This window comes from Streptomyces sp. NPDC059255 (genome assembly GCF_042752355.1).
Classification (GTDB): Bacteria; Actinomycetota; Actinomycetes; order Streptomycetales; family Streptomycetaceae; genus Streptomyces.
In genome coordinates this window covers 118,279-142,738 of record NZ_JBHYZP010000002.1, presented here as the reverse complement: position 1 = coordinate 142,738, position 24,460 = coordinate 118,279, and the positions used below count along the sequence as shown (strand labels likewise).

Sequence of the window (24,460 nt, the reverse complement as noted above, 5' to 3'; positions counted from 1 at the left end):
GTGCGCAAGGTCTTTCCGTACGGGACGAACACGGCTACCGTCCATGACGATTGAGTTGTACAGAACAACGCAAGCGAACACGACACAGCACAAACGGTGGTCACCGATGTGACGGCGCACGTCGGTGACACGGCCACCTCCACGGGGACCCGGGTGCGGGACGAGCACCCCCCTGGGGAGGCGAGAGCGCGAGGGACCGCGCGCTCTCCCGGCACCCCGCAGGTACGAACAGCCCACTGTGGAGGACTTTCGTGCACAGAAAACGCCCCCGAGCCGGCAAACATCCCCGAGCCAGAAACCTCCTCGCACTCCTGACGGGCGCCCTGCTCGCCGGATCGAGCCTGAGCGCCGTACCCGCGTCCGCCGCGGGAGCGGGGCCGTCGGCCCCCTCGGCCGCCGCGGCCGCGGAGGAGAGCTTCCAGCAGGTGACCCTCGCCAAGGGCGCCGACGAGGTCGGCGAGCCCATGTCGCTCGCCGTGCTCCCGGACCGCCGCGTCCTGCACACCTCGCGCGACGGCACCCTGCGCATCACCGACGCCGGCGGCGACACCATGGTCTCCGGCACCCTCGACGTCTACAGCCACGACGAGGAAGGCCTCCAGGGCGTCGGGGTGGACCCCGGATTCGCCGAGAACCGGGCGATCTACCTCTACTACGCACCCAAGCTCGACACCCCCGCCGGTGACGCCCCCGAGAACGGGGCGCCCGTCGACTTCGCGCCCTTCGACGGCATCAACCGGCTCTCCCGCTTCACCCTCAACGAGGACGGCACGCTCGACAAGGCGAGCGAGAAGAAGGTCCTCGACGTCGCCGCCACCCGCGGCACCTGCTGCCACGTCGGCGGCGACATCGCCTTCGACGCCGACGGCAACCTGTACCTGTCGACCGGCGACGACACCAACCCGTTCGCCTCCGACGGCTACACCCCGATCGACGAACGGACCGACCGCAACCCGGCGTTCGACGCCCAGCGCAGCGCGGGCAACACCAACGACCTGCGTGGCAAGCTGCTGCGGATCAAGGTCGCCGAGGACGGCTCGTACACCGTCCCCGAGGGCAACCTCTTCGCCCCCGGCACCGACAAGACCCGCCCCGAGATCTACGCCATGGGGTTCCGCAACCCCTTCCGGATCTCCGTCGACCAGCAGACCGGCATCGTGTACGTGGGCGACTACGGCCCCGACGCGGGCGCCGCCTCCCCGACCCGGGGCCCGTCCGGCATGGTCGAGTTCGCGCGGGTCACCGGGCCCGGCAACTACGGCTGGCCGTACTGCGTCGGCAAGAACGAGCCGTTCATCGACTACGACTTCGGCACCAAGGAGTCCGGCGCCGCGTTCGACTGCGCCGCGCCGAAGAACACCTCGCGGAACAACACCGGACTCACCGATCTGCCGCCCGCCCAGCCCGCCTGGATCGACTACGACGGCGGCAGCGTGCCCGAGTTCGGCACCGGCTCCGAGTCCCCGATGGCCGGCCCGGTCTACCGCTACGACGCCGAGCTCGACTCCCCGGTGAAGTTCCCCGAGGAGTACGACGGCGACTTCTTCGCCACCGAGTTCGGCCGCCAGTGGATCAAGCGGATCGAGCAGGGCGAGGACGGCACCGTCGAGAAGATCAACCCGTTCCCCTGGACCGGCACCCAGGTCATGGACTCGGCCTTCGGCCCGGACGGCGCGCTCTACGTGCTCGACTACGGCCTCTCCTGGTTCGGCGGTGACGAGCACTCCGCTCTCTACCGCATCGAGAACTCCACCGGCGGCAAGTCACCGATCGCCGTGGCCAAGGCGAGCAAGACCTCCGGGACCAGCCCGCTGAAGGTCACGTTCTCCTCGGCCGGCACCGAGGACCCCGACGGCGACGAGCTGAGCTACGCCTGGGACTTCGGCGACGGAGGCACCTCCACCGACGCCAACCCCGTCCACACGTACCGGAAGAACGGCACCTACACCGCGCGGCTCACCGTCACGGATCCGACGGAGCGCACCGCCACCGCGTCCGTGCGCGTGGTCGTCGGCAACACCGCGCCCAAGGTGACCCTCGAACTCCCCGCGGACGGCCACCTCTTCAACTTCGGGGACGAGATCCCCTTCAAGGTGAAGGTCACCGACCCGGAGGACGGGACGATCGACTGCTCCAAGGTCACCGTCCGCTACATCCTGGGCCATGACAACCACGGCCACCCGATCACCTCGGCCACCGGCTGCGAAGGCACCATCACCGCGCCCGCCGACACCGAGCACGACCCCAACGCCAACATCTTCGGTGTGATCGACGCCGAGTACACCGACGGCGGAGGCGGCGGCCAGGCCGCGCTCACCAGCCACGACCAGGCGCAGCTCCAGCCGCGCCACCGGCAGGCCGAGCACTTCAACAACTCCTCGGGCGTCTCCGTCGTCGAGAAGGCCGCGGCCAACGGCGGCAAGACCGTCGGTGACATCGACAACGGCGACTGGATCTCCTTCAAGCCGTACAACCTGACCGGTTCGAAGACGCTCACCGCCCGGATCTCCTCCGGCGGCGCCGGCGGCTTCCTGGAGGTACGGACGGGCTCCGCCAAGGGCAACCTGCTCGGCTCCGCGCCGATCCCGGTCACCGGCGGCTGGGAGACCTTCCAGGACATCGACGTGCCGCTGCGCTCCGTACCGAAGAAGACCACCGAACTCTTCCTGGTCTTCAAGGGCGGCTCGGGCGCGCTCTACGACCTGGACGACTTCCAGCTCTCCACCGCGGTCCCCGGCAAGACCGAGAAGCGGGTCCTGGTCTTCTCCAAGACCGGCGGATTCCGCCACGACTCGATCCCCGAGGGCGTCGCCGCCCTGAAGGAACTGGGCAAGACGACCGGAATCACCGTCGACTCCACCGAGGAGGCAGGGCAGTTCACCACCAACAACCTCGCCCGGTACGACGCCGTGGTCTTCCTCTCGACCACCGGTGACGTGCTCAACGCCGACCAGCAGAAGGCGTTCGAGAACTACGTGGCCACCGGCGGCGGCTACATGGGCGTGCACGCCGCGGCGGACACCGAGTACGACTGGAAGTTCTACGGCGGCCTCGTCGGCGCCTACTTCGACTCGCACCCGGCGATCCAGCCCGCCACCGTACGGGTCGAGGACAAGGGCAACCCGGCCACCGCCCACCTCGACGACGAGTGGCAGCGCACCGACGAGTGGTACAACTACCGCACCAACCCGCGCGGTCAGGCCCGCGTCCTCGCCACCCTGGACGAAACCACCTACCAGGGCGGCAAGATGAAGGGCGACCACCCGATCGCCTGGTGCCAGACCTACGAGGGCGGCCGGTCCTTCTACACCGGGGGCGGCCACACGAAGGAGTCGTACGCGGAGGCGCCCTTCCGGCAGCACCTGCTCGGCGGACTGCGGTACGCGGCCGGCCAGGTCAAGGCCGACTGCAAGCCGAAGACCGGCTACCGCTCCCTCTTCAACGGCAAGACCCTCGAAGGCTGGAAGCAGGCGGGTCCCGGGAAGTTCGACATCGTGGACGGCGAACTGCGCTCCGAGGGCGGCATGGGGCTGCTCTGGTACCAGGCCAAGGAGTTCGGCGCGTACTCCCTGAAGATGGACTGGAAGATGGCCGGGGACGACAACTCCGGTGTCTTCGTGGGCTTCCCGGCCTCCGAGGACCCCTGGTCCGCGGTGAACAACGGGTACGAGGTGCAGATCGACGCCACCGACACCCCCGACCGCACCACCGGCTCCGTCTACGGCTTCAAGTCGGCCGACATCAAGGCCAGGGACCGGGTGCTGCGCCCGCCGGGCCAGTGGAACAGCTACGAGATCAAGGTCCAGGGTGAGCGGCTCCAGATCTTCCTCAACGGAGTGAAGATCAACGACTTCACCAACACGGATCCGGCCCGCAGCCTGAAGAACGGGTACATAGGCCTCCAGAACCACGGGGCCGACGACCAGGTGTCGTTCCGCGACATCCAGATCAAGGAACTGCCCTCCTCCTGACGGGCGGAACCGCCGGCCGGCGGCGGGCGGGGAGGCGCCGTACCCCCCGCCCGCCGTCCACCACGCACCGCATGTGTCTCGAACCCCACGCACCATCGACCGCACCACCCGCAGGGAGGCAGCCCGTGACCACGACCGGTACGGAATCAACAGCAGCGGGGACGGCCGGGGCCGCCGTACGCACCGGAGTCTGGTTCGTCGGGGCCCGCGGCTCCGTCGCCACCACGGCCGTCGCGGGATGCGCGGCCGTCACCGCCGGGCTCCATCCCCCGACGGGCATGGTCGCCGAGACCGCGCCCTTCGCCGGGGCCCACCTGCCCGCCCTGTCCTCGCTCGTCTTCGGCGGCCACGACACGGCGAGCTGCCCGCTGCCCAAGCGCGCGGAGGCGCTGACCGCCGCGGGCGTGCTACCGCACGGGCTGCCCGCCGCGATCCACGCCGAACTCGCTGCCGCCGACCGGGAGATACGGGCCGGTGGCCCCCTGCCCGGCGACACCAGGAGCGACGACGAGATCATCGACGGCTTCGCCGCCGACCTCACCGACTTCACCCGGCGCACCGGCGTCGCCCGCACCGTCGTCGTCAATGTCTCCTCCACCGAGGCCGAACCGGACCCCGACGACCCCCGGCTGCCCCCGAGTTCGCTCTACGCGGCGGCCGCGGTCCGGGCGGGCTGCCCGTACGTCAACTTCACCCCCTCGACCGGGCTGCGCACCGCGGCCCTCACCGCCGCCGCGCGGGACCGCGGACTTCCCCACGCGGGCCGCGACGGCAAGACAGGCCAGACGCTGCTCCGTTCCGTGCTCGCCCCCATGTTCGTCCAGCGGGCCCTGACCGTACGGGCCTGGTCCGGGACGAACCTGCTGGGCGGCGGGGACGGAGCGGCGCTGGCCGACCCGGCCGCCGCGGCGGCCAAGAACGCGGGCAAGGAACGCGTCCTCGCCGACACCCTGGGCGCCGCGCCCGAGGGCGAGGTCCACATCGACGACGTCCCGGCCCTCGGCGACTGGAAGACCGCCTGGGACCACATCGCCTTCGACGGCTTCCTCGGCTCGCGGATGGTCCTCCAGACCATCTGGCAGGGGTGCGACTCGGCGCTGGCCGCGCCGCTCGTCCTCGACCTGGCCCGGCTGGTGGCCCGCGCCCACGAGACCGGGCTGAGCGGGCCGCTGCCCGAACTCGGCTTCTACTTCAAGGACCCGGACGGCGGACCCGCCGCGCTCGCCGAACAGTTCGAGGCGCTGCTCGCCTTCGCCGGACGGCTGGGGGAGACCGGATGAGTCCTCGCGGCAGCGGGGGACCGGCGACCGGATCCGCCCGGGAGACCCTGGGCGCCTGGGCCGAACTGCTGCGCGTCTCCGCCCTGTTCACCGTGGTCGGCGACGGGCTCGCGGGCGCGGCGGCGCTCGGGGCGCGGCCCGGCCGCGCCACCGCGCTCGCCGTGGGCGCCTCGCTCTGTCTGTACGAGGCGGGCATGGCGCTCAACGACTGGGCCGACCGGGACGAGGACGCGGTCGACCGCCCGCACCGCCCCATCCCGTCGGGCCGGATCTCCCCGCCCGCCGCCCTCGCGGCGGCCGGGGGCCTGACCGCCGCGGGCCTCGCGCTCGCCGCCCGCGCCGGACGCCCCTCGCTGGCGGTGGGCACGGCGCTGGCGGCCACGGTCTGGTCGTACGACCTGCGCCTCAAACACACCCCGGCAGGCCCGGCGGCCATGGGCGCGGCCCGCTCCCTGGACCTGCTGCTCGGTGCCACCGCGACGGCGACAGCGACAGCTACGGCGACAGCGAGTGCGGCGGGCGCCGCCTCCGCGAAAGCCGCGCGGCCGGCCGGGAGCGGGGTCCGGGCCGCCCTGCCGGCCGCCGCCGTCCTCGGCGTGCACACCGCCGCCGTCACCACCGTCTCCCGCCGCGAGACCCAGGGCGGCTCGACCGCACTGCCGCTCGCCGCGCTCGCGGTGACCGGGACCGTCGGGGCGCTGCTCGGCCGCCGCCCGCCCGAGGCCGGCCCCGGCACCCCCGGCCGGGGCGCCCGCCACGCACTCGCCGCCACCCTCGCCGCCGTCTACGCGGGGACCGCCGGGCGGCCCCTGCTGCACGCCGCCCTCAACCCGTCCCCGGCCCTCACCCAGCGCGCCGTCGGCGGCGGGATCCGGGCCATGATCCCGCTCCAGGGCGCGCTCGCCGCACGGGGCGGCGCGGTCGGGGTGGCCCTCGGAGTCATGGGGCTGGTACCGCTGGCCCGCACCGTCGCACGGAAAGTGAGCCCGACATGAGCCCGCGTTACGGATACGGCACCAACGGGCTCACCGACCTGCGGCTGGACGACGCCCTCGGCCTCCTCGCCGACCTCGGCTACGAGGGCGTCGGGCTCACCCTCGACCACATGCACCTCGACCCGACGGCGCCCGAACTCGCCGCCCGCACCCGCCGCGTCGCCCGCCGCCTCACCGCGCTCGGCCTCGACGTCACCGTCGAGACCGGCGCCCGCTACGTCCTCGACCCGCGCCGCAAGCACGGCCCCACCCTGCTCGACCCGGACCCCGCGGGCCGGGCCGCCAGGACCGGGCTGCTCGTCACGGCCGTCCAGGTCGCCGCCGACCTCGGCGCCCACGCCGTGCACTGCTTCAGCGGCGTCACCCCGGCCGGCACGGACACCGACACCGCCTGGAAGCGGCTGGAAGAGGCGATGGGGCCCGTGCTCGACGCCGCCGAGGCCGCCGGGGTCCCGCTCGCCGTCGAGCCGGAACCCGGCCATCTCGTCGGTGACCTCGCCGGCTTCCACGAACTCAGACGCCGGCTCGGCGACCCCGGCCCGCTCGGCCTCACCCTCGACATCGGCCACTGCCAGTGCCTGGAACCCCGCTCGCCCGCCGACTGCGTACGCGAGGCCGGCCCCTGGCTGCGCCATGTGCAGATCGAGGACATGCGACGCGGTGTCCACGAGCACCTCCCGTTCGGGGACGGCGAGATCGACTTCCCGCCCGTCCTCGACGCGCTGGCCGCCACCGGCTACCAGGGCCTCACCGTCGTGGAGCTGCCCCGGCACTCCCACGCCGGGCCCGAACTCGCCCGTACGTCCCTGGACTTCCTCCGCGCCCTGGAGGTACGCGCATGACCCTCAGCCGCGCGGAACTGGCCGACCGGATCGCCCCGGACGCCCTGCCCTGGCTCGACGCGGCCCTGGCCGAGGCGGCCGCCTCCGCCGGGCACGCCGACCCGGACACCGCCGCCCCCTGGGAGCTGCGCTTCGCCGCCGCCGGGCGCCACTGCGGCCAGGACCACGCCGACGCCGTACGCACCCTGCTGCTCCAGGAGGCCGGGGCCGGCCTGGCCACCCTCACCCGGCTCTACCACCAGGGCACCGCCGCCGAGCGCCGCGCCGTACTGCTCGCCCTGCCGCTGCTCGGCACCGGGCCCGGCGCGCTGCCCCTGGTCGAGGACGCCCTGCGGACCAACGACACCCGGCTCGTCGCGGCGGCCGTCGGCCCGTACGCCGCCACCCACCTCGGCGCGCACGGCTGGCGCCACGCCGTCCTCAAGTGCCTCTTCACGGAGGTGCCCCTCGACGCCGTCGCCGACCTGCCCGTACGCGCCCGCGGGGACGCCGAACTGGCCCGTATGCTCCGCGACTTCGCCGCCGAACGTACCGCCGCCGGCCGCCCCGTACCCGCCGACCTGCACCGCGCGCTCCACCTGACCGGCGAGGAGTCCTGATGCGTATCTTCGACCCCCATATCCACATGACGTCCCGCACCACGGACGACTACCGGGCGATGTACGCCGCCGGTGTACGCGCCCTGGTCGAACCGTCCTTCTGGCTCGGCCAGCCCCGCACCTCGCCCGCCAGCTTCTACGACTACTTCGACGCCCTGCTCGGCTGGGAGCCCTTCCGCGCCGCCCAGTACGGCATCGCCCACCACTGCACCCTCGCCCTCAACCCCAAGGAGGCGGGGGACCCGCGCTTGACCCCGGTCCTGGACGAACTGCCCCGCTATCTCGTCAAGGACGGCGTCGTCGCCGTCGGCGAGATCGGCTACGACTCCATGACCCCGGCCGAGGACACCGCGCTCGCGGCCCAGCTCCAGCTCGCCGCCGACCACGGCCTGCCCGCGCTCGTGCACACCCCGCACCGCGACAAGCTCGCCGGGCTGCGCCGCACCATCGACGTCGTACGCGAATCCGCCCTCGCCCCGGACCGGGTCCTGCTCGACCACCTCAACGAGACCACCGTCAAGGTGGCCGCCGACAGCGGCAGCTGGCTCGGCTTCTCCATCTACCCCGACACCAAGATGGACGAGGACCGGATGGTCGCCGTGCTCAAGGAGCACGGCACGGAGAAGGTCCTCGTCAACTCGGCCGCCGACTGGGGCAACAGCGACCCCCTCAAGACCCGGAAGGTCGCCGACGCGATGCTCGCGGCCGGATTCGACGCCGACGACGTCGACCAGGTCCTGTGGCGCAACCCCGTCGCCTTCTACGGACAGAGCGGCCGGCTCCAGCTCGACGTGGCCGCACCGGACGCCCTCCACGAGGGCAACTCCGTGCTGCGCGGCGGGGAGTGAGCCGATGCGCTTCCGCCACCCCGACGGCTCCACCGTCCACCTCGCCTACTGCACCAACGTCCACCCCGCCGAGACCCTCGAAGGCGTCCTGGCCCAACTGCGCGACCACTGCGAGCCGGTACGCAAACGCCTCGGCCGGGACCGCCTCGGCATCGGCCTCTGGCTCGCCAGGGACGCCGCCCAGGCCCTGATCAACGACCCGGCGGTGCTGCGCGCTCTGCGCGCCGAACTCGACCGGCGCGGCCTGGAGGTCGTCACCCTCAACGGCTTCCCGTACGAGGGCTTCGGCGCCGAAGAGGTCAAGTACCGCGTCTACAAGCCCGACTGGGCCGATCCGGAGAGGCTGTCCTACACCGCCGACCTGGCCAGGCTGCTCGCCGCGCTGCTGCCCGACGACGTCACCGAGGGCTCGGTCTCCACCCTGCCCCTCGGCTGGCGCACCGACTGGGACGACCGAGCGGCTCACACCGCCCACGCCGCGCTCACCACCCTCTCCGGACGCCTCGACGCGCTGGAGGAGCTGACCGGCAAGTCCATCAGGATCGCCCTGGAACCCGAGCCCGGCTGCATCGTCGAGACCACCGCCGACGCGATCGCCCCACTCACCGCGCTCGGCGGCGACCGCATCGGCATCTGCGTCGACACCTGCCACCTCGCCACCTCCTTCGAGGACCCGGCCACCGCTCTCGACGCGCTGGAGGCGGCCCGTATCCCCGTGCCCAAGGCGCAGCTCTCCGCCGCCCTGCACGCCGAACACCCCCACCTCCCCGAGGTACGGGAGGCGCTGCGGGCCTTCGCCGAGCCCCGCTTCCTCCACCAGACCCGCACCAGCACCGCCGCCGGACTGCGCGGCACCGACGACCTGGACGAGGCGCTGGCCGGCCGCTCCCTGCCCGAAGGGGCGCCCTGGCGCGCCCACTTCCACGTACCGCTGCACGCCCCGCCCGCCCCGCCGCTCACCTCCACCCTCCCCGTCCTCCAGGACGCGCTGGCCCGGCTCGTCGGCGGCGCGTCGCCGCGCACCCGCCATCTGGAGGTCGAGACGTACACCTGGCAGGCGCTCCCGCCGGAGCTGCGGCCCCGCTCGCGCGGCCGGCTCGCCGAGGGCATCGCCGCCGAACTCACCCTGGCCAGGGACCTGCTGGTCGACCTCGGTCTCAAGGAGCTGCCATGAGCGACACCCCGGCCGGGCCCCCGGCCGACGCCCCGTCCGGCACCCGGCCCGGGGGCGAGGCCGCGCGTCCGACCCCGCTGCTGGTCCTGGACGTCGTCGGCCTCACCCCGCAACTGCTGCGCCACATGCCGAACCTGTCGAAGCTGGCCGGAGCGGGCGCGCGCGCCCCGCTGACCACCGTGCTGCCGGCCGTCACCTGCAGCGCCCAGTCCACCTTCCTCACCGGCACGCTCCCCGCCGAGCACGGCATCGTCGGCAACGGCTGGTACTTCCGGGAGCTCGGCGACGTCCTGCTCTGGCGCCAGCACAACGGCCTCGTCTCCGGCGACAAGCTCTGGGACGCGGCCCGCCGCGCCTACCCCGGCTACACCGTCGCCAACATCTGCTGGTGGTACGCGATGGGCGCGGACACCGACTACACCGTCACCCCGCGCCCCGTCTACTACGCCGACGGCCGCAAGGAGCCCGACTGCTACACCCGGCCGCCCGCGCTCCACGACGAACTCACGGAGCTTTTCGGCACGTTCCCCCTCTTCCACTTCTGGGGACCCGGCGCCGACCTGGTCTCCTCCCAGTGGATCATCGACGCGACCCGGCACATCGTGGCCACCCGCCGCCCCGATCTCGCCCTCTGCTATCTGCCGCACCTCGACTACGACCTCCAGCGCTTCGGCCCCGACGACCCCCGCTCCCACCGGGCCGCCGCCGAACTCGACGCGGCCATGGCCCCGTTGCTCGCCGACGCGGAGGCGGAGGGCCGTACCGTCGTGGCGCTCTCCGAGTACGGCATCACCCGGGTCTCCCGGGCCGTCGACATCAACCGCGCGCTGCGCCGGGCCGGACTGCTGGAGGTCCACACCCAGGACGGCATGGAGTACCTGGACACCATGGCCTCCCGCGCCTTCGCCGTCTCCGACCACCAGCTCGCGCACGTCTACGTGCGCCGCCCCGAGGACCTGGACGCGACCCGCGAGGCGCTGAAGGACCTCGAAGGGATCGAGCAGCTCCTCGACGACGAGGGCAAGAAGGCGCACGGGCTCGACCACCCCCGCTCCGGGGAGCTGGTGGCCGTCGCGGAACCCGACGCCTGGTTCACGTACTACTACTGGCTGGACGACGACCGGGCGCCCGACTTCGCGCAGCTCGTGGAGATCCACCGGAAGCCCGGCTACGACCCCGTCGAGCTGTTCATGGACCCCCTCGATCCGTACGTACGCCTCAAGGCGGCCAAGGCGATCGCCCGCAAGAAGCTCGGGATGCGCTACCGGCTCGCGGTCGTGCCCCTCGACCCCTCGCCCATCCGCGGCAGCCACGGCCGGCTCCCCGCGAACGACGAGGAAGGCCCGCTCATCCTCTGCTCCATACCCCATGACCTCGGTGACCGTGTCGCGGCCACCGACGTGAAGAGCCTTCTCCTCCACCTTGCCGGACTGCACTGACAGAAGGAGTTCCGCAATGAGCCGCAAGACCCCAGCAGACCCCGAACTCGCACACAAGCTCAGCCGGCGCGGCATGCTCGGTGTGGCCGCGGGGGCCACCGCGGCAGCGGTGGTCGGCGCCTCGGCCGTGGCCACCCCGGCCGCCGCCCACGGCTCGGGCCCCCGCCCCGGCCACGGCGGCCACGGCACGGGACAGCCCGTCCTGCCGCCCGGCCGGCTCGGCATCCAGCTGTACTCGCTGCGCGACAAGGTGTCCACGATCGGCTTCGCCAAGGTCTTCGACGAGCTGGAGCGGTTCGGCTACGACGAGATCGAGTTCGCGGGATACACCCAGGGCAGCGCCGGTGCCATCACCCTGCCGCAGCTGAAGAGACTGGCCAGGGACCACGGTCTCAAGCCCATCGGCAGCCATGTCAACTACGCCGACGACAGCAACCCCAACGCCTACAGCTTCGCCCAGAACCTCACCAAGGTCCTGGACGACGCCCAGGAACTCGGCCTGGACCACATAGGCACCGCGTCGGGCCCCTTCCGGCACGGATCGACCGTCGACGCCTGGAAGCGGGCCGCGGCCGACTTCAACGCCTACGGCGCGGCGGCCAAGCGGCGCGGCATGAAGTTCTACCAGCACAACCACGCGGAGGAGTTCTCCTTCGCCACCGACCAGCCGAACGTACGGCTCTACGACGTCCTCCTCGCCGAGACCGACCCGAGCCTGGTCTACCTGGAGATGGACATCTACTGGGCGTACGCCGGCCAGTTCCGCTTCAGCAAGACGCCCGAGGGCAGGCCCGCGCCCTTCGACCCGCTGCGGTACGTCCTCAAGCAGCCCCACCGCTACCCGCTCTTCCACGTGAAGGACGGCATCGAGGACATCACGGCCCGCGACGGCTACCGGATGGTGGACGTCGGCGACGGCGACATCGACTACCAGCGCTTCATCTCGGCCGTCAACAAGACGCACGGCGGCCGGCGCGGCCACCACTGGCAGGTGGAGCACGACCAGCCGGTGGACTCGCTGCTGTTCGCCCAGAAGTCCTCGGCGCATCTGCACTCGCTGCGCGAGAAGCGGTAACTCCCGGACGTCGCCGAGAAGATGCGACGGCGGCCCTCCGCGCGGCCGGCACAGCGCCGCGGGGAGGGCCGTCTGCTGATCCTCAGGGTTCCGTCGTGTTCCCTCGAATGTGCGGTGTTCCGCCGTGTTCCGTCGTGCCCGGCCGCGCCCGGGGGCTCAGCCGTTCAGGCGGTGGCCTCGCCCGGCCGCGGCAGCGGGACCGGGCGCCGTCCGGGCCGCGGGCGGCCCGGCTGCCGCAGGACCAGCGAGAGTCCCGCGGCGACCAGCGAGACCACACCGGACGCCAGGTACGCGCCGACGTATCCCCACGAGGCGACCACGACCGCCCCCATTCCGCCGCCGAACAAGCCGCTGACCAGCTTCGCGCTGTAGACCATGCCGTAGTTCGACGCGTTGTAGTTCTCCCCGAAGTAGTCCGGGACCAGCGCGGCGAACAGCGGATAGAACGCCCCGCCGCCGAAGCCGGACAGGAAGGCGAAGGCCAGGAACAGCGTCTGGTTGCGGATCTCGCCCGCCCACAGCACACCGAACTGCGCCACGGCCAGCACCAGACACACGTAGGTGAGGGTCGGTCGCCGGCCCAGCTTGTCGGAGAGCCAGCCGACCACACCCCGCCCGGTGCCGTTGATCACCGCCATCACCCCCATGGACGACGCCGCGATCAGCGGACCGAACCCCATCTCCTTGGCGAACGGCACCTGGAACGAGATCCCGAAGATCGACACACCCGCGCAGCACAGCATGCACAGCCACATCAGGGGCACGATCCCGGTGCGTAACGCCTCCCGCGGTGTGTACTGCCGCACCGCGGGCGGGTTCTTCGCCAGCGCCAGCGACGACTTGGGGTCCCCGGAGCGGCGCAGCGGATCGATCTCCTCGGGCCACCAGTTCTTCGGCGGATCCTTGAAGAACACCCCCGCCACCAGCGTCAGTACGAGCACGTACACCCCGACGAGGTCCAGGACGGTCCGGTAGTTCGAGGTGTCGAAGCCGTACGTGAACAGGAAGACGAACGGCACCGCGCCATAGGCGAACGCGCCGTTGACCAGCCCCGTCTTGCCGCCCCTGCGTTCGGGGTACCACTTGCCGACCATGTTGACGCAGGTCGAGTAGATCAGTCCGGAGCCGAGCCCGCCCAGCAGCCCGAAACCGGCCAGCGCGAACCAGAAGTCCGGCGCGTGACCGAGACTGACGAACCCCAGCAGCGAGCAGAACGAGCCGATCAGCATGGCCGCCCTGCTGCTCAGGATCCCCTTCTCCCGCAGGCGTCCGGCGGGGAAGGAGACCGCGGCCTGGAAGAAGATCCAGACGCTGAGCACCCAGAAGGTGTTCGTCGAGGTCCAGTGATGTGCCCTGGACAGCGTCTGCTCGGCCGCCCCGAAGGCGTACTCGAAGACACTGATGGCGAGCATGGCGAGCCAGGGCAGGGCCACCATCGTCCAGCGGGGGAGGCCCAGGATCTGCCGGTCGGACTCGCCGACCCGGTAGACCCGGCCATGGGCGTCGGTGATCTCGCGGTAGCCCGCGCCGGCGCTGGCCGACGCGGACGGACCGGAGAGTGGTTCAGTGGTCATATCAGGCGATCTCCCGGCCGATCGGGTTCGGGTTGGGCTGGATCTTCTTCACGTCGGGCCTGCCGGGTGCCTTCAGGAACACCGCGAGGACGGCGGAGGCGAGGCCGATACTGCCGGCGATCACGAACGCGCCCTCGTAGTCCCAGGCACCCACCACGAGGGCTCCCACACCGGAGCCGACCAGGCCCGATATGAGCTTGGAGCTGTAGACCATGCCGTAGTTCGAGGCATTGTTGTTCTCCCCGAAATAGTCCGCCGTCATCGCCGCGAACAGCGGGAAGATCGCCCCGCCGCCGAAGCCGGAGACCATCGAGCAGAACAGGAAGAACGGCATGCTCCCCATCGACCCGGAGATCAGCACACCGAACTGCGCGCTGCCGAGCACCAGACAGACGATGATCAGGGTGTTGCGGCGCCCGTACCGGTCGGAGATCCAGCCGATGACACCGCGCCCCGTACCGTTCACGATCGCCTTGAGGGACATCGCCGTGGCCACTATCCCGCCCGCGAAGCCCATGTCCTTGCCGAAGGGCACCTGGAACGCTATGCCGAAGATGTTGATCCCCGCCGTGCAGAGCAGGCAGAACCACATCATCCACAGCACCGGTGTGCGGGCCGCCTCGCGCGGTGTGTACTGCTTGACGGCCGGCGGGTTCTTCGCCAGCGCGCGCCGGACCCTCGGGTCGTCGGAGACCTTCAGCGGATCGGCGCCCCGCGGCCACCAGTACTTCGGCGGGTCCTTGAAGAACCAGCCGGCGACCGCCACGACGAGGCAGCAGAGCACACCGACGAAGACCAGCACACCCTGGTAGTTGCTCAGGTCCATGTACGAGGTGAAGAGGAAGACGAACGGCACCGAGCCGTAGGCGAAACCGCCGTTGACGAGGCCAGTCTTGCCTCCCTTGCGCTCGGGATACCACTTGCCGACCATGTTGACGCAGGTCGCGTAGACCAGACCGGCGCCGATCCCGCTGAACATGCCGAAGCCGAGGTACGCCACGATCACGTGCGGGGCGTACGCCAGGGACACATAGCCCAGCAACGTCCCCAGCGCGCCCAGCATCATGGCGTAGCGGGCGGGCAGCCTGCCGCTCTCCCTGAGCTGCCCGGCCGGGAAGGCGACGGCCGCCTGGAAGAAGACCCAGACGCCCATCAGCCAGAAGATGTGTCCGCTGCTCCACAGATGGGCCTGGTGCAGCGTGTCCTCCGCGGAGGTGAACGCGTACTCCGACGAACTGATGCCGAGCATGCCCATCCACGGGAAGAGCACCATCGTCCATCGGGGCCGGCCCATGATGTCCCGGTCGCTCTCACCGATCCGGTACACGCGTCCGTTGCGGTCCGTCACCTCTTTGTAGGGAACGGAGCTGTCGAGTTGAGTGGCTGTCGTTTTCATGATGGTTTCTCGCACCCCTTGCATCGAAAGAACTGGCCAGCGCCCCCTGTCCAAAACCTTCGTGCCGTGCCCGGGTGAGGTCAGGTCATGAACCGCCTCCCAACAGCCCCGCCGCCCGCGCCCACCGGCGGTGGCATGCCCGGGGGACAACCCCCGGACCCCCGGCCGGTGTCGGTCGCTGTCCGTGACTCACAGCAGCCCCGCCGCCCGCGCCCACCGGTATTTGGCACCGAGCACCGCGACCGGCTGCTCCGTGGTGTACGGGTAGGCCACCACCCCGTGGTCGAAGAGGTACTGGCACGCCTCCTCTACCTCCACGTCGCCCGCGAGGGAGGCCACCACCGGCTTGTGGACGCCCCGCTCCCGGAACTCCGCCACGACCCGCGCCGTGAGTTCGGCGAAGACCATCGGAGGGGTGACGATCGTGTGCCAGTACCCGAGGACCAGCGCATGGATCCGCGGGTCCTCCAGACCCAGCCGGATCGTCGCCTCGTACGTGGACGGCGGTTCGCCGCCGGTGATGTCCACCGGGTTGCCGGCCGCGCCGAACGGCGGGATGAACGCGCGGAACGCCTCGTCCAGATCCGGCGGAATCTCCATCAGGGAGAGCCCGTTGTCGACGATGGCGTCCGAGAGGAGCACCCCCGAGCCGCCCGCGCCCGTGATGATGACGACGTTGTCACCGCGCGGAGTGGGGAGCACGGGCAGCGCCCGCGCGTACTCCAGCATCTCGCTCAGCCCCGGTGCCCTGATGACCCCGGCCTGGCGCAGGATGTCGTCGTACACCGCGTCGTCCCCGGCGAGCGCGCCGGTGTGCGAGCCCGCCGCCTTCGCGCCGGCCGCCGTGCGCCCGGCCTTCAGGACGACCACCGGCTTCTTCGGTACGGTGGCCCGCGCCGCCGACACGAACGCGCGGCCGTCCTTGAGGTCCTCCAGGTGCATCGCGATGCACTCGGTGTGCGGGTCCTCGCCGAACCAGGTCAGCAGGTCGTCCTCGTCCAGGTCGGACTTGTTGCCGAGTCCGACGATCGCCGAGACCCCCGTCTTCGTGGACCGCGCGAAGCCGAGGATGGCCATCCCGATGCCACCGGACTGCGAGGTCAGCGCCACGCCGCCCTTGACGTCGTACGGGGTGCAGAAGGTGGCGCAGAGGTCCTGCCAGGTGGAGTAGTAGCCGTAGATGTTCGGCCCCAGCAGCCGGACGCCGTGCTCCTCCGCGATGGCCACGATCCGATCCTGGAGCTCGTGTTCGCCGGTCTCGGCGAAGCCGGACGGGATCAGCACGGCGTTCGGGATGCCCTTGCGGCCGACCTCCTCCAGCGCGGCGGGCACGAACTTCGCGGGAATCGCGAAGACCGCCACGTCGGGCTCACCCGGAACGTCCATCACGCTCTTGTACGCCTTGCGGCCGAGAATGTCATCGGCTTTGGGGTTCACCGGATGGATCTCGCCGGGGAAACCTCCGTCGATCAGGTTCCGCATGACCGAATTGCCGATCTTGCCCTGCTCGTTGGAGGCTCCGATCACCGCCACGGAGGTGGGCTTCATCAGCCGCCGCATCGAGGCGAGGATCTCCTCGCGGCCGTAACTCCGCCGCGCGGGCGGCCGTTCGGCGTCGAGCAGGATCCGCACGTCGGCGGCCATCACCCCGTTCGCCGACGCGAACACCGGGTTGAGGTCGACCTCGGCGATCTCCGGGAAGTCGGCGGCGAGCCGCGACACCTTGACGATCAGCCCGGCCAGCGCGTCCCGGTCGACGGGCGCCGCGCCGCGCACTCCGCGCAGGATCTCCGCCGCGCGGATCCCGTCGAGCATCGACAGCGCGTCGTCCGTGGAGGCGGGGGCGAGCCGGAAGGTGACGTCCTTGAGGACCTCCACCAGCACGCCGCCGAGCCCGAACGCCACGATCTTGCCGAAGGTCGGGTCGGTGACGGTGCCGATCAGCACCTCGGTCCCCTCGGGCACCATCTGCTGGATCTGCACGCCCAGGATCCGCGCATTCGGGTCGTACGCACGGGCGTTGGTGACGATCGCGGTGAACGCGCCGCGCACCTCCGCAGCGGACGACAGCCCGATCCGTACGCCGCCCGCGTCCGTCTTGTGCAGGATCTCCGGGGAGACGATCTTCATCGCCACCGGGAAGCCGATCCGGTCGGCCAGCGCCACCGCCTCGTCGGCGCTCTCGGCCAGCGCCTCGGCCGGGGTGGGGATGCCGTACGCGTCCGTGACGGCCTTGCCCTCGGGCGCGGTGAGCGCGGTGCGGCCCTCGGCGAGCGCCGCGTCCAGCAACGCCCGTACGGTCTTCCTGCTCTCTTCGTTGCTGTCCACCGCTAGATGACTCCGTCCGTCTTGAGAAGCCGCAGTTCCTCGTCGCCCAGGCCCAGTTCGCCCACGTACACCTCCGCGTTGTGCTCACCGAGCAGCGGCGAGGTGAACACGTCGACGGGGGAGTCGGAGAGCTTCAGCGGGCTGCCGACCGTGGTGAACGAGCCGCGCTGGGGGTGGGGGACCTCGACGACCATCTCGTTGGCCGCGAGCGAGGCGTCCTCGATGATCTCCTTGGTGGAGAGGATCGGGCCGCACGGGATGTTGTGGGCGTTGAGCCGCTCCAGCACCTCCCACTTGGGCAGGGTCGCCGTCCACTCCTCTATGAGCTGGAACATCTTGCCGAGCTTCGGCAGCCGCGCCTCGGGCGTCGCCCACTCGGGGTCGTCCGCCAGCTCGGGCCGGCCCATCAGCTCGGTGACCGGCCGCCACCCGACCGGCTGCACGATGACGTACACGTAGTCGTTGGGGCCGCCCGGCGCGCACTTGACGGCCCAGCCGGGCTGTCCGCCGCCGCTCGCGTTGCCGCTGCGGGGCACCTCGTCGCCGAAGTCGTCGTTCGGGTACTCGGCGAGCGGGCCGTGGGCGAGCCGCTGCTGGTCGCGGAGTTTCACCCGGCAGAGGTTGAGCACGGCGTGCTGCATCGCCACGTTGACGCGCTGGCCGCGCCCGGTGTGCTCGCGCTGGAAGAGCGCGGCGAGTATCCCGGCGACCGCGTGGATGCCGGTGCCGGAGTCGCCGATCTGCGCGCCGGTGGCGAGCGGCGGGCCGTCCTCGAAGCCGGTGGTGGACATCGAGCCGCCCATGGCCTGCGCGACCACCTCGTACGCCTTGAAGTTGGTGTACGGGCCCTCTCCGAACCCCTTGATGGAGGCGTAGACGATCCGGGGGTTGATCTCCTGGATGCGCTCCCAGGTGAACCCCATCCGGTCCACGGCTCCCGGGCCGAAGTTCTCCACCATCACGTCGGAGCGGCGGATGAGTTCCGTGAGGATCTCCTTGCCGCGCTCGGTCTTGGTGTTGAGGGTGATGGACCGCTTGTTGCAGTTGAGCATCGTGAAGTACAGCGAGTCGACGTCGGGCAGGTCGCGCAGCTGCTTGCGGGTGATGTCGCCGCTCGGCGCCTCCAGCTTCACCACGTCCGCGCCGAGCCAGCCGAGCAGCTGGGTGGCCGAGGGCCCCGACTGGACGTGCGTCATGTCCAGGACGCGTACGCCCGAGAGCGCCTTCTGGGGGGTGCCGGTGGGCGGGGTCTCAAGAGCCTGGGTCATGGGAGGGCTCCTTCACTTGTACATGGTCTGGTTCATGGTTCCGGGGGCGTACGCGTCGGGGTCGACCCAGACGTTGATCAGCGACGGCAGCCCGGACTCGCGGGCGCGCCGCAGCGCGGGGGCGATGTCCGCCGGGTCGCGGACCTCTTCGCCGTAACCGCCCAGCATCTGGGCGAACTTGTCGTAGTGGACGTCCCCGAGGGTGTTGCCGACGCGCTCGCGCTCGTCGCCGTACTTGGCCTTCTGGCCGTAACGGATCTGGTTCATCGAGGAGTTGTTGCCGACGATGCCGACGAACGGCAGGTTGTAGCGGACCAGCGTCTCGAAGTCCCAGCCGGTCAGCGAGAAGGCGCCGTCGCCGAAGAGCGCCACGACCTCCTTGTCGGGCCGGGCCTGCTTGGCGGCGAGCACGAAGGGGACACCGACACCGAGGGTGCCGAGCGGGCCCGGGTCCATCCAGTGGCCGGGCGACTTGGGCTGGACGACCTGCCCGGAGAAGGTGACGATGTCGCCGCCGTCCCCGATGTAGATGGAGTCCTCGGTGAGGAACTCGTTGATCTCGCTGACCAGCCGGTACGGGTGGATGGGCGAGGCGTCCGAGCGCAGCTGCGGCAGCCGCTTCTCGACGGCGGTCTGCTCGGCGGCACGCAGCTCGTCCAGCCACGCCTTCCGCTTCACCGAGCCGCCGTTGAGCCGCCCGCTCGCGGCCTGGGTGACGGAGGAGAGCACGAGCCCGGCGTCCCCGACGATGCCGAGGTCGATGTCCCGGTTCTTGCCGACCGTACGGTAGTCGAGGTCGATCTGGACGACGGTCGCGTCGGGCGAGAGCCGCTTGCCGTACCCCATGCGGAAGTCGAAGGGCGTCCCGACGATGACGATGAGGTCGGCGTTGGAGAAGGCGTAGCGCCGCGAGAGCTGGAAGTGGTGCGGGTCGCCGGGGGCCAGGGTGCCGCGTCCCGCCCCGTTCATGTACGCGGGGATGTTGAGCGTCCGCACCAGCTCGATCGCCGCGTCGGTGGCCCGGGTCGTCCAGACCTGGCTGCCGAGCAGGATGGCCGGCTTCTCGGCGTGCGTGAGCAGGTCGGCGAGCTTCTCGACGGCCTCGGGGTCGCCGGCCGAGCGGGTCGAGGCCCGGTACTGTCCGGCCGCGGGGACCCGGGCCTTCTCCACCGGCACCTTGGCGTCCAGCACATCGCGCGGGATCTCCAGGAAGGACGGCCCCGGGGCGCCGTGATAGCACTCGCGGAACGCCATCGAGACCATGTCGGCCGCGCGGGCCGTGTCCGGCACGGTGGCGGCGAACTTGGTGATGGGGGTCATCATGTCGACATGGGGGAGATCCTGGAGCGACCCCATCTTGTGCTGGGTGTGGGCCCCCTGACCGCCGATCAGCAGCATGGGCGACTCGGCGCGGAAGGCGTTGGCGACCCCCGTCACGGCGTCGGTCGTACCGGGCCCCGCGGTGACCACCGCGCACCCCGGCTTTCCGGTGATACGGGCGTAGCCGTCCGCGGCGTGGGCGGCCACCTGCTCATGACGTACGTCGACGACATCGATGCCCTCGTCGACGCAGCCGTCGTAGATGTCGATGATGTGGCCGCCGCAGAGGGTGTAGATGACCTCGACACCCTCCGCTTTGAGTGCCTTGGCGACGAGATGACCACCGGAGATGAGTTCCTGGCTGTCGTCGGGCATGAGGAGGTCCCTGTCCCTTCGTAGTCCTTCGCCGGGGAGGGGCGAGCGCCCGCCCCGGTACATTGCATACAGTCGACGAATACTGTATGAAACTTGTTATCCCGCATCCGGGCGGGTGGTGTCCAGGGGGCGTGCGCCACTTTTCGTCAAAGGGAAAGCAAGGGGAGCAGCCATGGATCTGTACGAACACCAGGCAAGGGAACTCTTCGCGGAACACGGCATCGTGGTGCCGGAAGCCGAGGTGGCGGCCACGGCCAAGGACGCCGGGGCCGCCGCGCGGCGGCTCGGCGGGCGCGTGGTCGTCAAGGCGCAGGTGAAGACCGGAGGGCGCGGCAAGGCGGGCGGGGTGAAGCTCGCCGCCGACCCGGCGGCGGCCGAACTGACCGCACGCCAGATACTCGGCATGGACATCAAGGGGCACACCGTCCGCACGGTCATGCTCGCCCAACCCGTCGACATCGAGGCCGAGTTCTATGTGAGCTACGTCCTCGACCGGGCGGCCGGGACCTTCCTCGCGATCGCCTCGGCCGAGGGCGGCATGGAGATCGAGGAGGTCGCGGCGGTCCGCCCCGAGGCGGTGGCCCGGGTCCCCGTCGACCCGGCGGAAGGCGTCACCGAGGAGGTCGCCACCCGGATCGCCGCGGCGGCCGGACTGCCCGGCGGAGTCGTCCCCGTCCTGCGGGCGCTCTGGCAGGTGGTGGTCCGCGAGGACGCCCTGCTGGTCGAGGTGAACCCGTTGGTACGTACCACGGAAGGACTCATTCTCGCCCTCGACGGCAAGGTCACCCTTGACGACAACGCCCTCTTCCGACAGGCGCGTCGGGGCGAGGTGGAGACCGATCCCGGCGGCGACCCGCTGGAGGCGGAGGCGGCGGCCAAGGGGCTCAACTACGTGAAGCTCGACGGCGAGGTCGGCATCATCGGCAACGGCGCCGGCCTCGTCATGTCCACCCTCGACGTGGTGGCCGGCTGCGGCGCCCGCCCCGCCAACTTCCTCGACATCGGGGGAGGCGCGTCGGCCCAGGTGATGGCGGACGGGCTGTCCGTCATCCTCGCCGACCCGGCCGTGAAATCCGTCTTCGTCAATGTCTTCGGCGGCATCACGGCCTGCGACGCGGTCGCCGACGGCATCGTACGGGCCCTGGAATCAGTGACGTTGACCCGGCCGCTCGTGGTCCGCCTCGACGGCAACAGCGCGGCCCGCGGCCGGGCGATCCTCGCGGAGCGCGCGCACCCGCTCGTACAGCAGGCCACCACCATGGACGGGGCGGCCCGGCAGGCCGCCGCGCTCGCGAACGCCGGATGAGGAGAGGAACACCATGGCCATCTTCCTGACCAAGGAGAGCAAGGTACTCGTCCAGGGCATGACCGGCGCCGAGGGCATGCGGCACACCCGGCGGATGCTCGCCGCGGGCACCACGGTCGTCGGCGGCGTCAACCCGCGCAAGGCGGGCGCCCGGATCGACCTCGACGGCGCCACCGTGCCCGTCTTCGGCTCCGTACGCGAGGGCATCGAGGCGACCGGCGCGGACGTCACCGTCGTCTTCGTGCCACCGCAGTTCGCCCGGGCGGCCGTGACCGAGGCGGTGGACGCCGGGATCGGGCTCGCCGTCGTCATCACCGAGGGCATCCCCGTCCACGACGCCGTCGCCTTCACCGCGTACGCCAAGCAGCATGCCACCCGGATCATCGGCCCCAACTGCCCCGGCCTCATCAGCCCCGGGCAGTCCAACGCCGGGATCATCCCGGCGGACATCGCCACCAAGCCGGGCCGGATCGGCCTTGTGTCGAAGTCCGGCACGCTCACCTACCAGCTCATGTACGAACTGCGGGAGATCGGCTTCTCCTCGGCGGTCGGCATCGGCGGCGACCCCGTCGTCGGCACCAGCCACATCGACTGCCTCGCCGCCTTCGAGGACGACCCCAACACCGAACTCGTCGTCCTCATCGGCGAGATCGGCGGCGACGCCGAGGAACGCGCCGCCGCCTACGCCGCCGAGCGGGTGACCAAGCCGGTCATCGGCTACATCGCCGGGTTCACCGCGCCCGAGGGCAGGACCATGGGGCACGCGGGCGCGATCGTCTCCGGCTCCTCCGGTACGGCGGAGGGCAAGCGCAAGGCGCTGGAGGCGGCCGGCATCCGGGTCGGCTCGACCCCTTCGGAGACCGCGCGGCTGGTCCTGGACCACCTCGCGCCGTCACCCGGTGTCACCCATACTTGAGAGCGGGTGCGTGCCACCCACACCAGCGGCTCCCCGTACCGCCGGTCGGCGGTCCTGATCCGAGCCCGAACCGAGCCATGCACCTCCCGCCTCATCGGAGCGGAGACCCTCAATGGCACCCACCTCACTGATCCTCAAACCGGGCACTGCCTGGTCGGACGCCTGGGGGCGCAGCCTCGCCGCCGCGCCCGAGGCCTTCCACGACGACCGGGTACGCAACCTCTGGGCCGCGTCCTGGCGGTCCGACGGGCGGGCCCTGCCCGCCACCAGCCCCGTCGACGGGAGCCCGATCGCGGGCCCGCCGCGGCTGGACGGCGACACCGCCCGGCAGGCGGTGCGCGCCGCGCTCGACGCGCACCGCGCCTGGCGCCACATCCCCCTGCCGGAGCGCGCCGCCCGGGTGAGCGCGACACTCGACGCGCTCACCGCACACCGCGAACTGCTCGCCCTCCTCCTCGTCTGGGAGATCGGCAAGCCCTGGCGCCTCGCCCAGGCCGACGTCGACCGTGCGATCGACGGCGTGCGTTGGTACGTGGACGGCGCCGGGCCCATGCTGGCGGGCCGTACCCCGCTGCCGGGGCCGGTCTCCAACATCGCGAGCTGGAACTATCCGATGTCCGTCCTCGTCCACGCCCTGCTGGTGCAGGCGCTGGCCGGCAACGCGGTCATCGCCAAGACCCCCACCGACGGCGGCGTCGCCTGTCTCACCCTGGCCTGCGCGCTCGCCGCCCGCGAGGGCGTCCCCGTCACGCTGGTCAGCGGCAGCGGCGGCGAACTCTCCGAGGCGCTGGTGCGCGCGCCCGAGATCGGCTGCGTCTCCTTCGTCGGCGGCCGGGACACCGGCGCCGGGATCGCCACCGCGGTCGCCGACGTCGGCAAGCGCCATGTCCTCGAACAGGAGGGGCTCAACACCTGGGGCGTCTGGAACTGCACCGACTTCTCCGCCCTGACCGCCGTGATCCCCAAGCTCTTCGACTACGGCAAGCAGCGCTGCACGGCGTATCCGCGCTTCGTCGTCCAGCGCTCCCTCTTCGCGGACTTCCTCGCCGCGTACCTCCCCGCCGTACGCTCGATCCGCCTGGGCCACCCCCTCGCCGTCGAGTCCCCGGACGACCGGCCGCCGGAGCTGGACTTCGGGCCGCTCATCAACGCGGCCAAGGCGAAGGAGCTGGCCGACCAGGTCACCGAGGCGATCGGCCGCGGCGCCGTACCGCTCCACCGGGGCGCTCTCGCGGACGCCCGCTTCCTCCCCGACCAGGACACCAGCGCGTATCTGGCCCCGGTCACCCTGCTCAATCCGCCCCCGTCCTCCCCGCTCCACCACGCGGAACCCTTCGGCCCGGTCGACACGATCGTCCTGGTCGACACGGAGGCGGAGCTGCTGGCCGCGATGAACGCCTCGAACGGCGCCCTCGTCGCGACCCTGTCCACCGACGACCCGGCGACGTACGCCCGGCTGGCACCCCAGATCCGGGCCTTCAAGACCGGCCACGGAAAACCCCGCTCCCGGGGCGACCGCGACGAGCTGTTCGGCGGCTTCGGCCACTCCTGGCGCGGCGCCTTCGTCGGCGGCGAACTGCTGGTCCACGCGGTCACGGACGGCCCGCCGGGCGAACGCCTGCCGGGCAACTTCCCCGACTACCACCTGATGCCGTAACCGCGGCCGCACCACGTGTGCCCACGCGGTGACGGCCGGTGGGGGGGGGGGCCCCCCCCCGGGCGAGTGGGGGGCGGTGAGAACGGCCGGGGGGAAC

General features: G+C 71.4%; 17 protein-coding genes. 12 read left to right on the top strand and 5 right to left on the bottom strand.

Going from position 1 to position 24,460, the window contains the following annotated elements:
• Positions 1 to 251: 251 nt before the first annotated feature.
• From ACFXKG_RS04340 to ACFXKG_RS04300, 9 genes are all read left to right on the top strand, one after another.
• Complete coding sequence (locus ACFXKG_RS04340) at positions 252 to 3,971, top strand: ThuA domain-containing protein (protein ID WP_384832108.1); 3,720 nt, start codon at positions 252 to 254, stop codon at positions 3,969 to 3,971.
• 125 nt (positions 3,972 to 4,096) lie between these two features.
• The gene (locus ACFXKG_RS04335) at positions 4,097 to 5,251 is read left to right on the top strand and encodes an inositol-3-phosphate synthase (protein WP_384832105.1); all 1,155 of its coding nucleotides are present in this window, start codon (positions 4,097 to 4,099) and stop codon (positions 5,249 to 5,251) included.
• Positions 5,248 to 6,246, top strand: a complete 999-nt coding sequence (locus ACFXKG_RS04330) for an SCO3242 family prenyltransferase (protein WP_384832102.1) — start codon at positions 5,248 to 5,250, stop codon at positions 6,244 to 6,246. Before ACFXKG_RS04335 ends, ACFXKG_RS04330 begins: the two co-directional genes overlap by 4 nt.
• A complete protein-coding gene (locus ACFXKG_RS04325) occupies positions 6,243 to 7,088 on the top strand; it encodes a sugar phosphate isomerase/epimerase family protein (protein WP_384832099.1) in 846 nt (281 codons plus the stop codon). The genes ACFXKG_RS04330 and ACFXKG_RS04325 overlap by 4 nt, the downstream gene beginning before the upstream one ends.
• A complete protein-coding gene (locus ACFXKG_RS04320; RefSeq protein ID WP_384832096.1) occupies positions 7,085 to 7,687 on the top strand; it encodes an EboA domain-containing protein in 603 nt (200 codons plus the stop codon). Before ACFXKG_RS04325 ends, ACFXKG_RS04320 begins: the two co-directional genes overlap by 4 nt.
• Entirely contained in the window at positions 7,687 to 8,535 is an 849-nt protein-coding gene (locus ACFXKG_RS04315) for a TatD family hydrolase (RefSeq protein ID WP_384832093.1), read from the top strand. Before ACFXKG_RS04320 ends, ACFXKG_RS04315 begins: the two co-directional genes overlap by 1 nt.
• Positions 8,536 to 8,539: 4 nt before the next feature.
• Complete coding sequence (gene eboE, locus ACFXKG_RS04310) at positions 8,540 to 9,709, top strand: metabolite traffic protein EboE (RefSeq protein ID WP_384832090.1); 1,170 nt, start codon at positions 8,540 to 8,542, stop codon at positions 9,707 to 9,709.
• Positions 9,706 to 11,148 carry an alkaline phosphatase family protein gene (locus tag ACFXKG_RS04305; RefSeq protein WP_384832087.1) on the top strand — a complete coding sequence of 481 codons (1,443 nt, stop codon included), beginning with the start codon at positions 9,706 to 9,708 and terminating at the stop codon, positions 11,146 to 11,148. Before eboE ends, ACFXKG_RS04305 begins: the two co-directional genes overlap by 4 nt.
• Positions 11,149 to 11,164: 16 nt before the next feature.
• Entirely contained in the window at positions 11,165 to 12,223 is a 1,059-nt protein-coding gene (locus ACFXKG_RS04300; RefSeq protein ID WP_384832084.1) for a sugar phosphate isomerase/epimerase family protein, read from the top strand.
• Positions 12,224 to 12,387: 164 nt separating this feature from the next.
• Here ACFXKG_RS04300 and ACFXKG_RS04295 read toward each other — a convergent pair whose 3' ends face one another.
• The 5 genes from ACFXKG_RS04295 to ACFXKG_RS04275 form a co-directional block, all read right to left on the bottom strand.
• A complete protein-coding gene (locus tag ACFXKG_RS04295; protein WP_384832081.1) occupies positions 12,388 to 13,797 on the bottom strand; it encodes an OFA family MFS transporter in 1,410 nt (469 codons plus the stop codon).
• Between the two features lies 1 nt (position 13,798).
• Positions 13,799 to 15,193: an OFA family MFS transporter gene (locus ACFXKG_RS04290; RefSeq protein WP_384832078.1), complete on the bottom strand. Its 1,395-nt coding sequence runs from the start codon at positions 15,191 to 15,193 to the stop codon at positions 13,799 to 13,801.
• A gap of 189 nt (positions 15,194 to 15,382) precedes the next feature.
• On the bottom strand, positions 15,383 to 17,521 hold the full coding sequence (locus ACFXKG_RS04285; RefSeq protein WP_384832075.1) for an acetate--CoA ligase family protein: 2,139 nt from the start codon (positions 17,519 to 17,521) through the stop codon (positions 15,383 to 15,385).
• A 2-nt stretch (positions 17,522 to 17,523) separates the two neighbouring features.
• On the bottom strand, positions 17,524 to 18,789 hold the full coding sequence (gene frc / locus ACFXKG_RS04280; RefSeq protein ID WP_365808864.1) for a formyl-CoA transferase: 1,266 nt from the start codon (positions 18,787 to 18,789) through the stop codon (positions 17,524 to 17,526).
• A 12-nt stretch (positions 18,790 to 18,801) separates the two neighbouring features.
• Positions 18,802 to 20,484, bottom strand: a complete 1,683-nt coding sequence (locus ACFXKG_RS04275) for a thiamine pyrophosphate-binding protein (RefSeq protein ID WP_384832072.1) — start codon at positions 20,482 to 20,484, stop codon at positions 18,802 to 18,804.
• A gap of 172 nt (positions 20,485 to 20,656) precedes the next feature.
• Here ACFXKG_RS04275 and sucC point away from each other — a divergent pair, with 172 nt between their 5' ends.
• The 3 genes from sucC (at position 20,657) to ACFXKG_RS04260 (ending at position 24,363) form a co-directional block, all read left to right on the top strand.
• Positions 20,657 to 21,790, top strand: coding sequence for an ADP-forming succinate--CoA ligase subunit beta (gene sucC, locus ACFXKG_RS04270; protein WP_384832069.1), 1,134 nt, complete (start codon positions 20,657 to 20,659; stop codon positions 21,788 to 21,790).
• A 13-nt stretch (positions 21,791 to 21,803) separates the two neighbouring features.
• Positions 21,804 to 22,706, top strand: a complete 903-nt coding sequence (sucD, locus tag ACFXKG_RS04265; protein WP_384832066.1) for a succinate--CoA ligase subunit alpha — start codon at positions 21,804 to 21,806, stop codon at positions 22,704 to 22,706.
• A gap of 112 nt (positions 22,707 to 22,818) precedes the next feature.
• A complete protein-coding gene (locus ACFXKG_RS04260) occupies positions 22,819 to 24,363 on the top strand; it encodes an aldehyde dehydrogenase family protein (RefSeq protein WP_384832063.1) in 1,545 nt (514 codons plus the stop codon).
• The last annotated feature ends 97 nt before the right edge of the window (positions 24,364 to 24,460 follow it).

What these genes read in the sequence shown, in the direction of transcription:
- frc (WP_365808864.1), bottom strand. Translation starts at nt 18,789, where the DNA reads ATGACCCAGGCTCTTGAGACCCCGCCCACCGGCACCCCCCAGAAGGCG.
- ACFXKG_RS04290 (WP_384832078.1), bottom strand. Translation starts at nt 15,193, where the DNA reads ATGAAAACGACAGCCACTCAACTCGACAGCTCCGTTCCCTACAAAGAG.
- ACFXKG_RS04260 (WP_384832063.1), top strand. Translation starts at nt 22,819, where the DNA reads ATGGCACCCACCTCACTGATCCTCAAACCGGGCACTGCCTGGTCGGAC.
- ACFXKG_RS04295 (WP_384832081.1), bottom strand. Translation starts at nt 13,797, where the DNA reads ATGACCACTGAACCACTCTCCGGTCCGTCCGCGTCGGCCAGCGCCGGC.
- sucC (WP_384832069.1), top strand. Translation starts at nt 20,657, where the DNA reads ATGGATCTGTACGAACACCAGGCAAGGGAACTCTTCGCGGAACACGGC.
- ACFXKG_RS04330 (WP_384832102.1), top strand. Translation starts at nt 5,248, where the DNA reads ATGAGTCCTCGCGGCAGCGGGGGACCGGCGACCGGATCCGCCCGGGAG.
- sucD (WP_384832066.1), top strand. Translation starts at nt 21,804, where the DNA reads ATGGCCATCTTCCTGACCAAGGAGAGCAAGGTACTCGTCCAGGGCATG.
- ACFXKG_RS04325 (WP_384832099.1), top strand. Translation starts at nt 6,243, where the DNA reads ATGAGCCCGCGTTACGGATACGGCACCAACGGGCTCACCGACCTGCGG.
- ACFXKG_RS04315 (WP_384832093.1), top strand. Translation starts at nt 7,687, where the DNA reads ATGCGTATCTTCGACCCCCATATCCACATGACGTCCCGCACCACGGAC.
- ACFXKG_RS04320 (WP_384832096.1), top strand. Translation starts at nt 7,085, where the DNA reads ATGACCCTCAGCCGCGCGGAACTGGCCGACCGGATCGCCCCGGACGCC.
- ACFXKG_RS04305 (WP_384832087.1), top strand. Translation starts at nt 9,706, where the DNA reads ATGAGCGACACCCCGGCCGGGCCCCCGGCCGACGCCCCGTCCGGCACC.
- eboE (WP_384832090.1), top strand. Translation starts at nt 8,540, where the DNA reads ATGCGCTTCCGCCACCCCGACGGCTCCACCGTCCACCTCGCCTACTGC.
- ACFXKG_RS04300 (WP_384832084.1), top strand. Translation starts at nt 11,165, where the DNA reads ATGAGCCGCAAGACCCCAGCAGACCCCGAACTCGCACACAAGCTCAGC.
- ACFXKG_RS04275 (WP_384832072.1), bottom strand. Translation starts at nt 20,484, where the DNA reads ATGCCCGACGACAGCCAGGAACTCATCTCCGGTGGTCATCTCGTCGCC.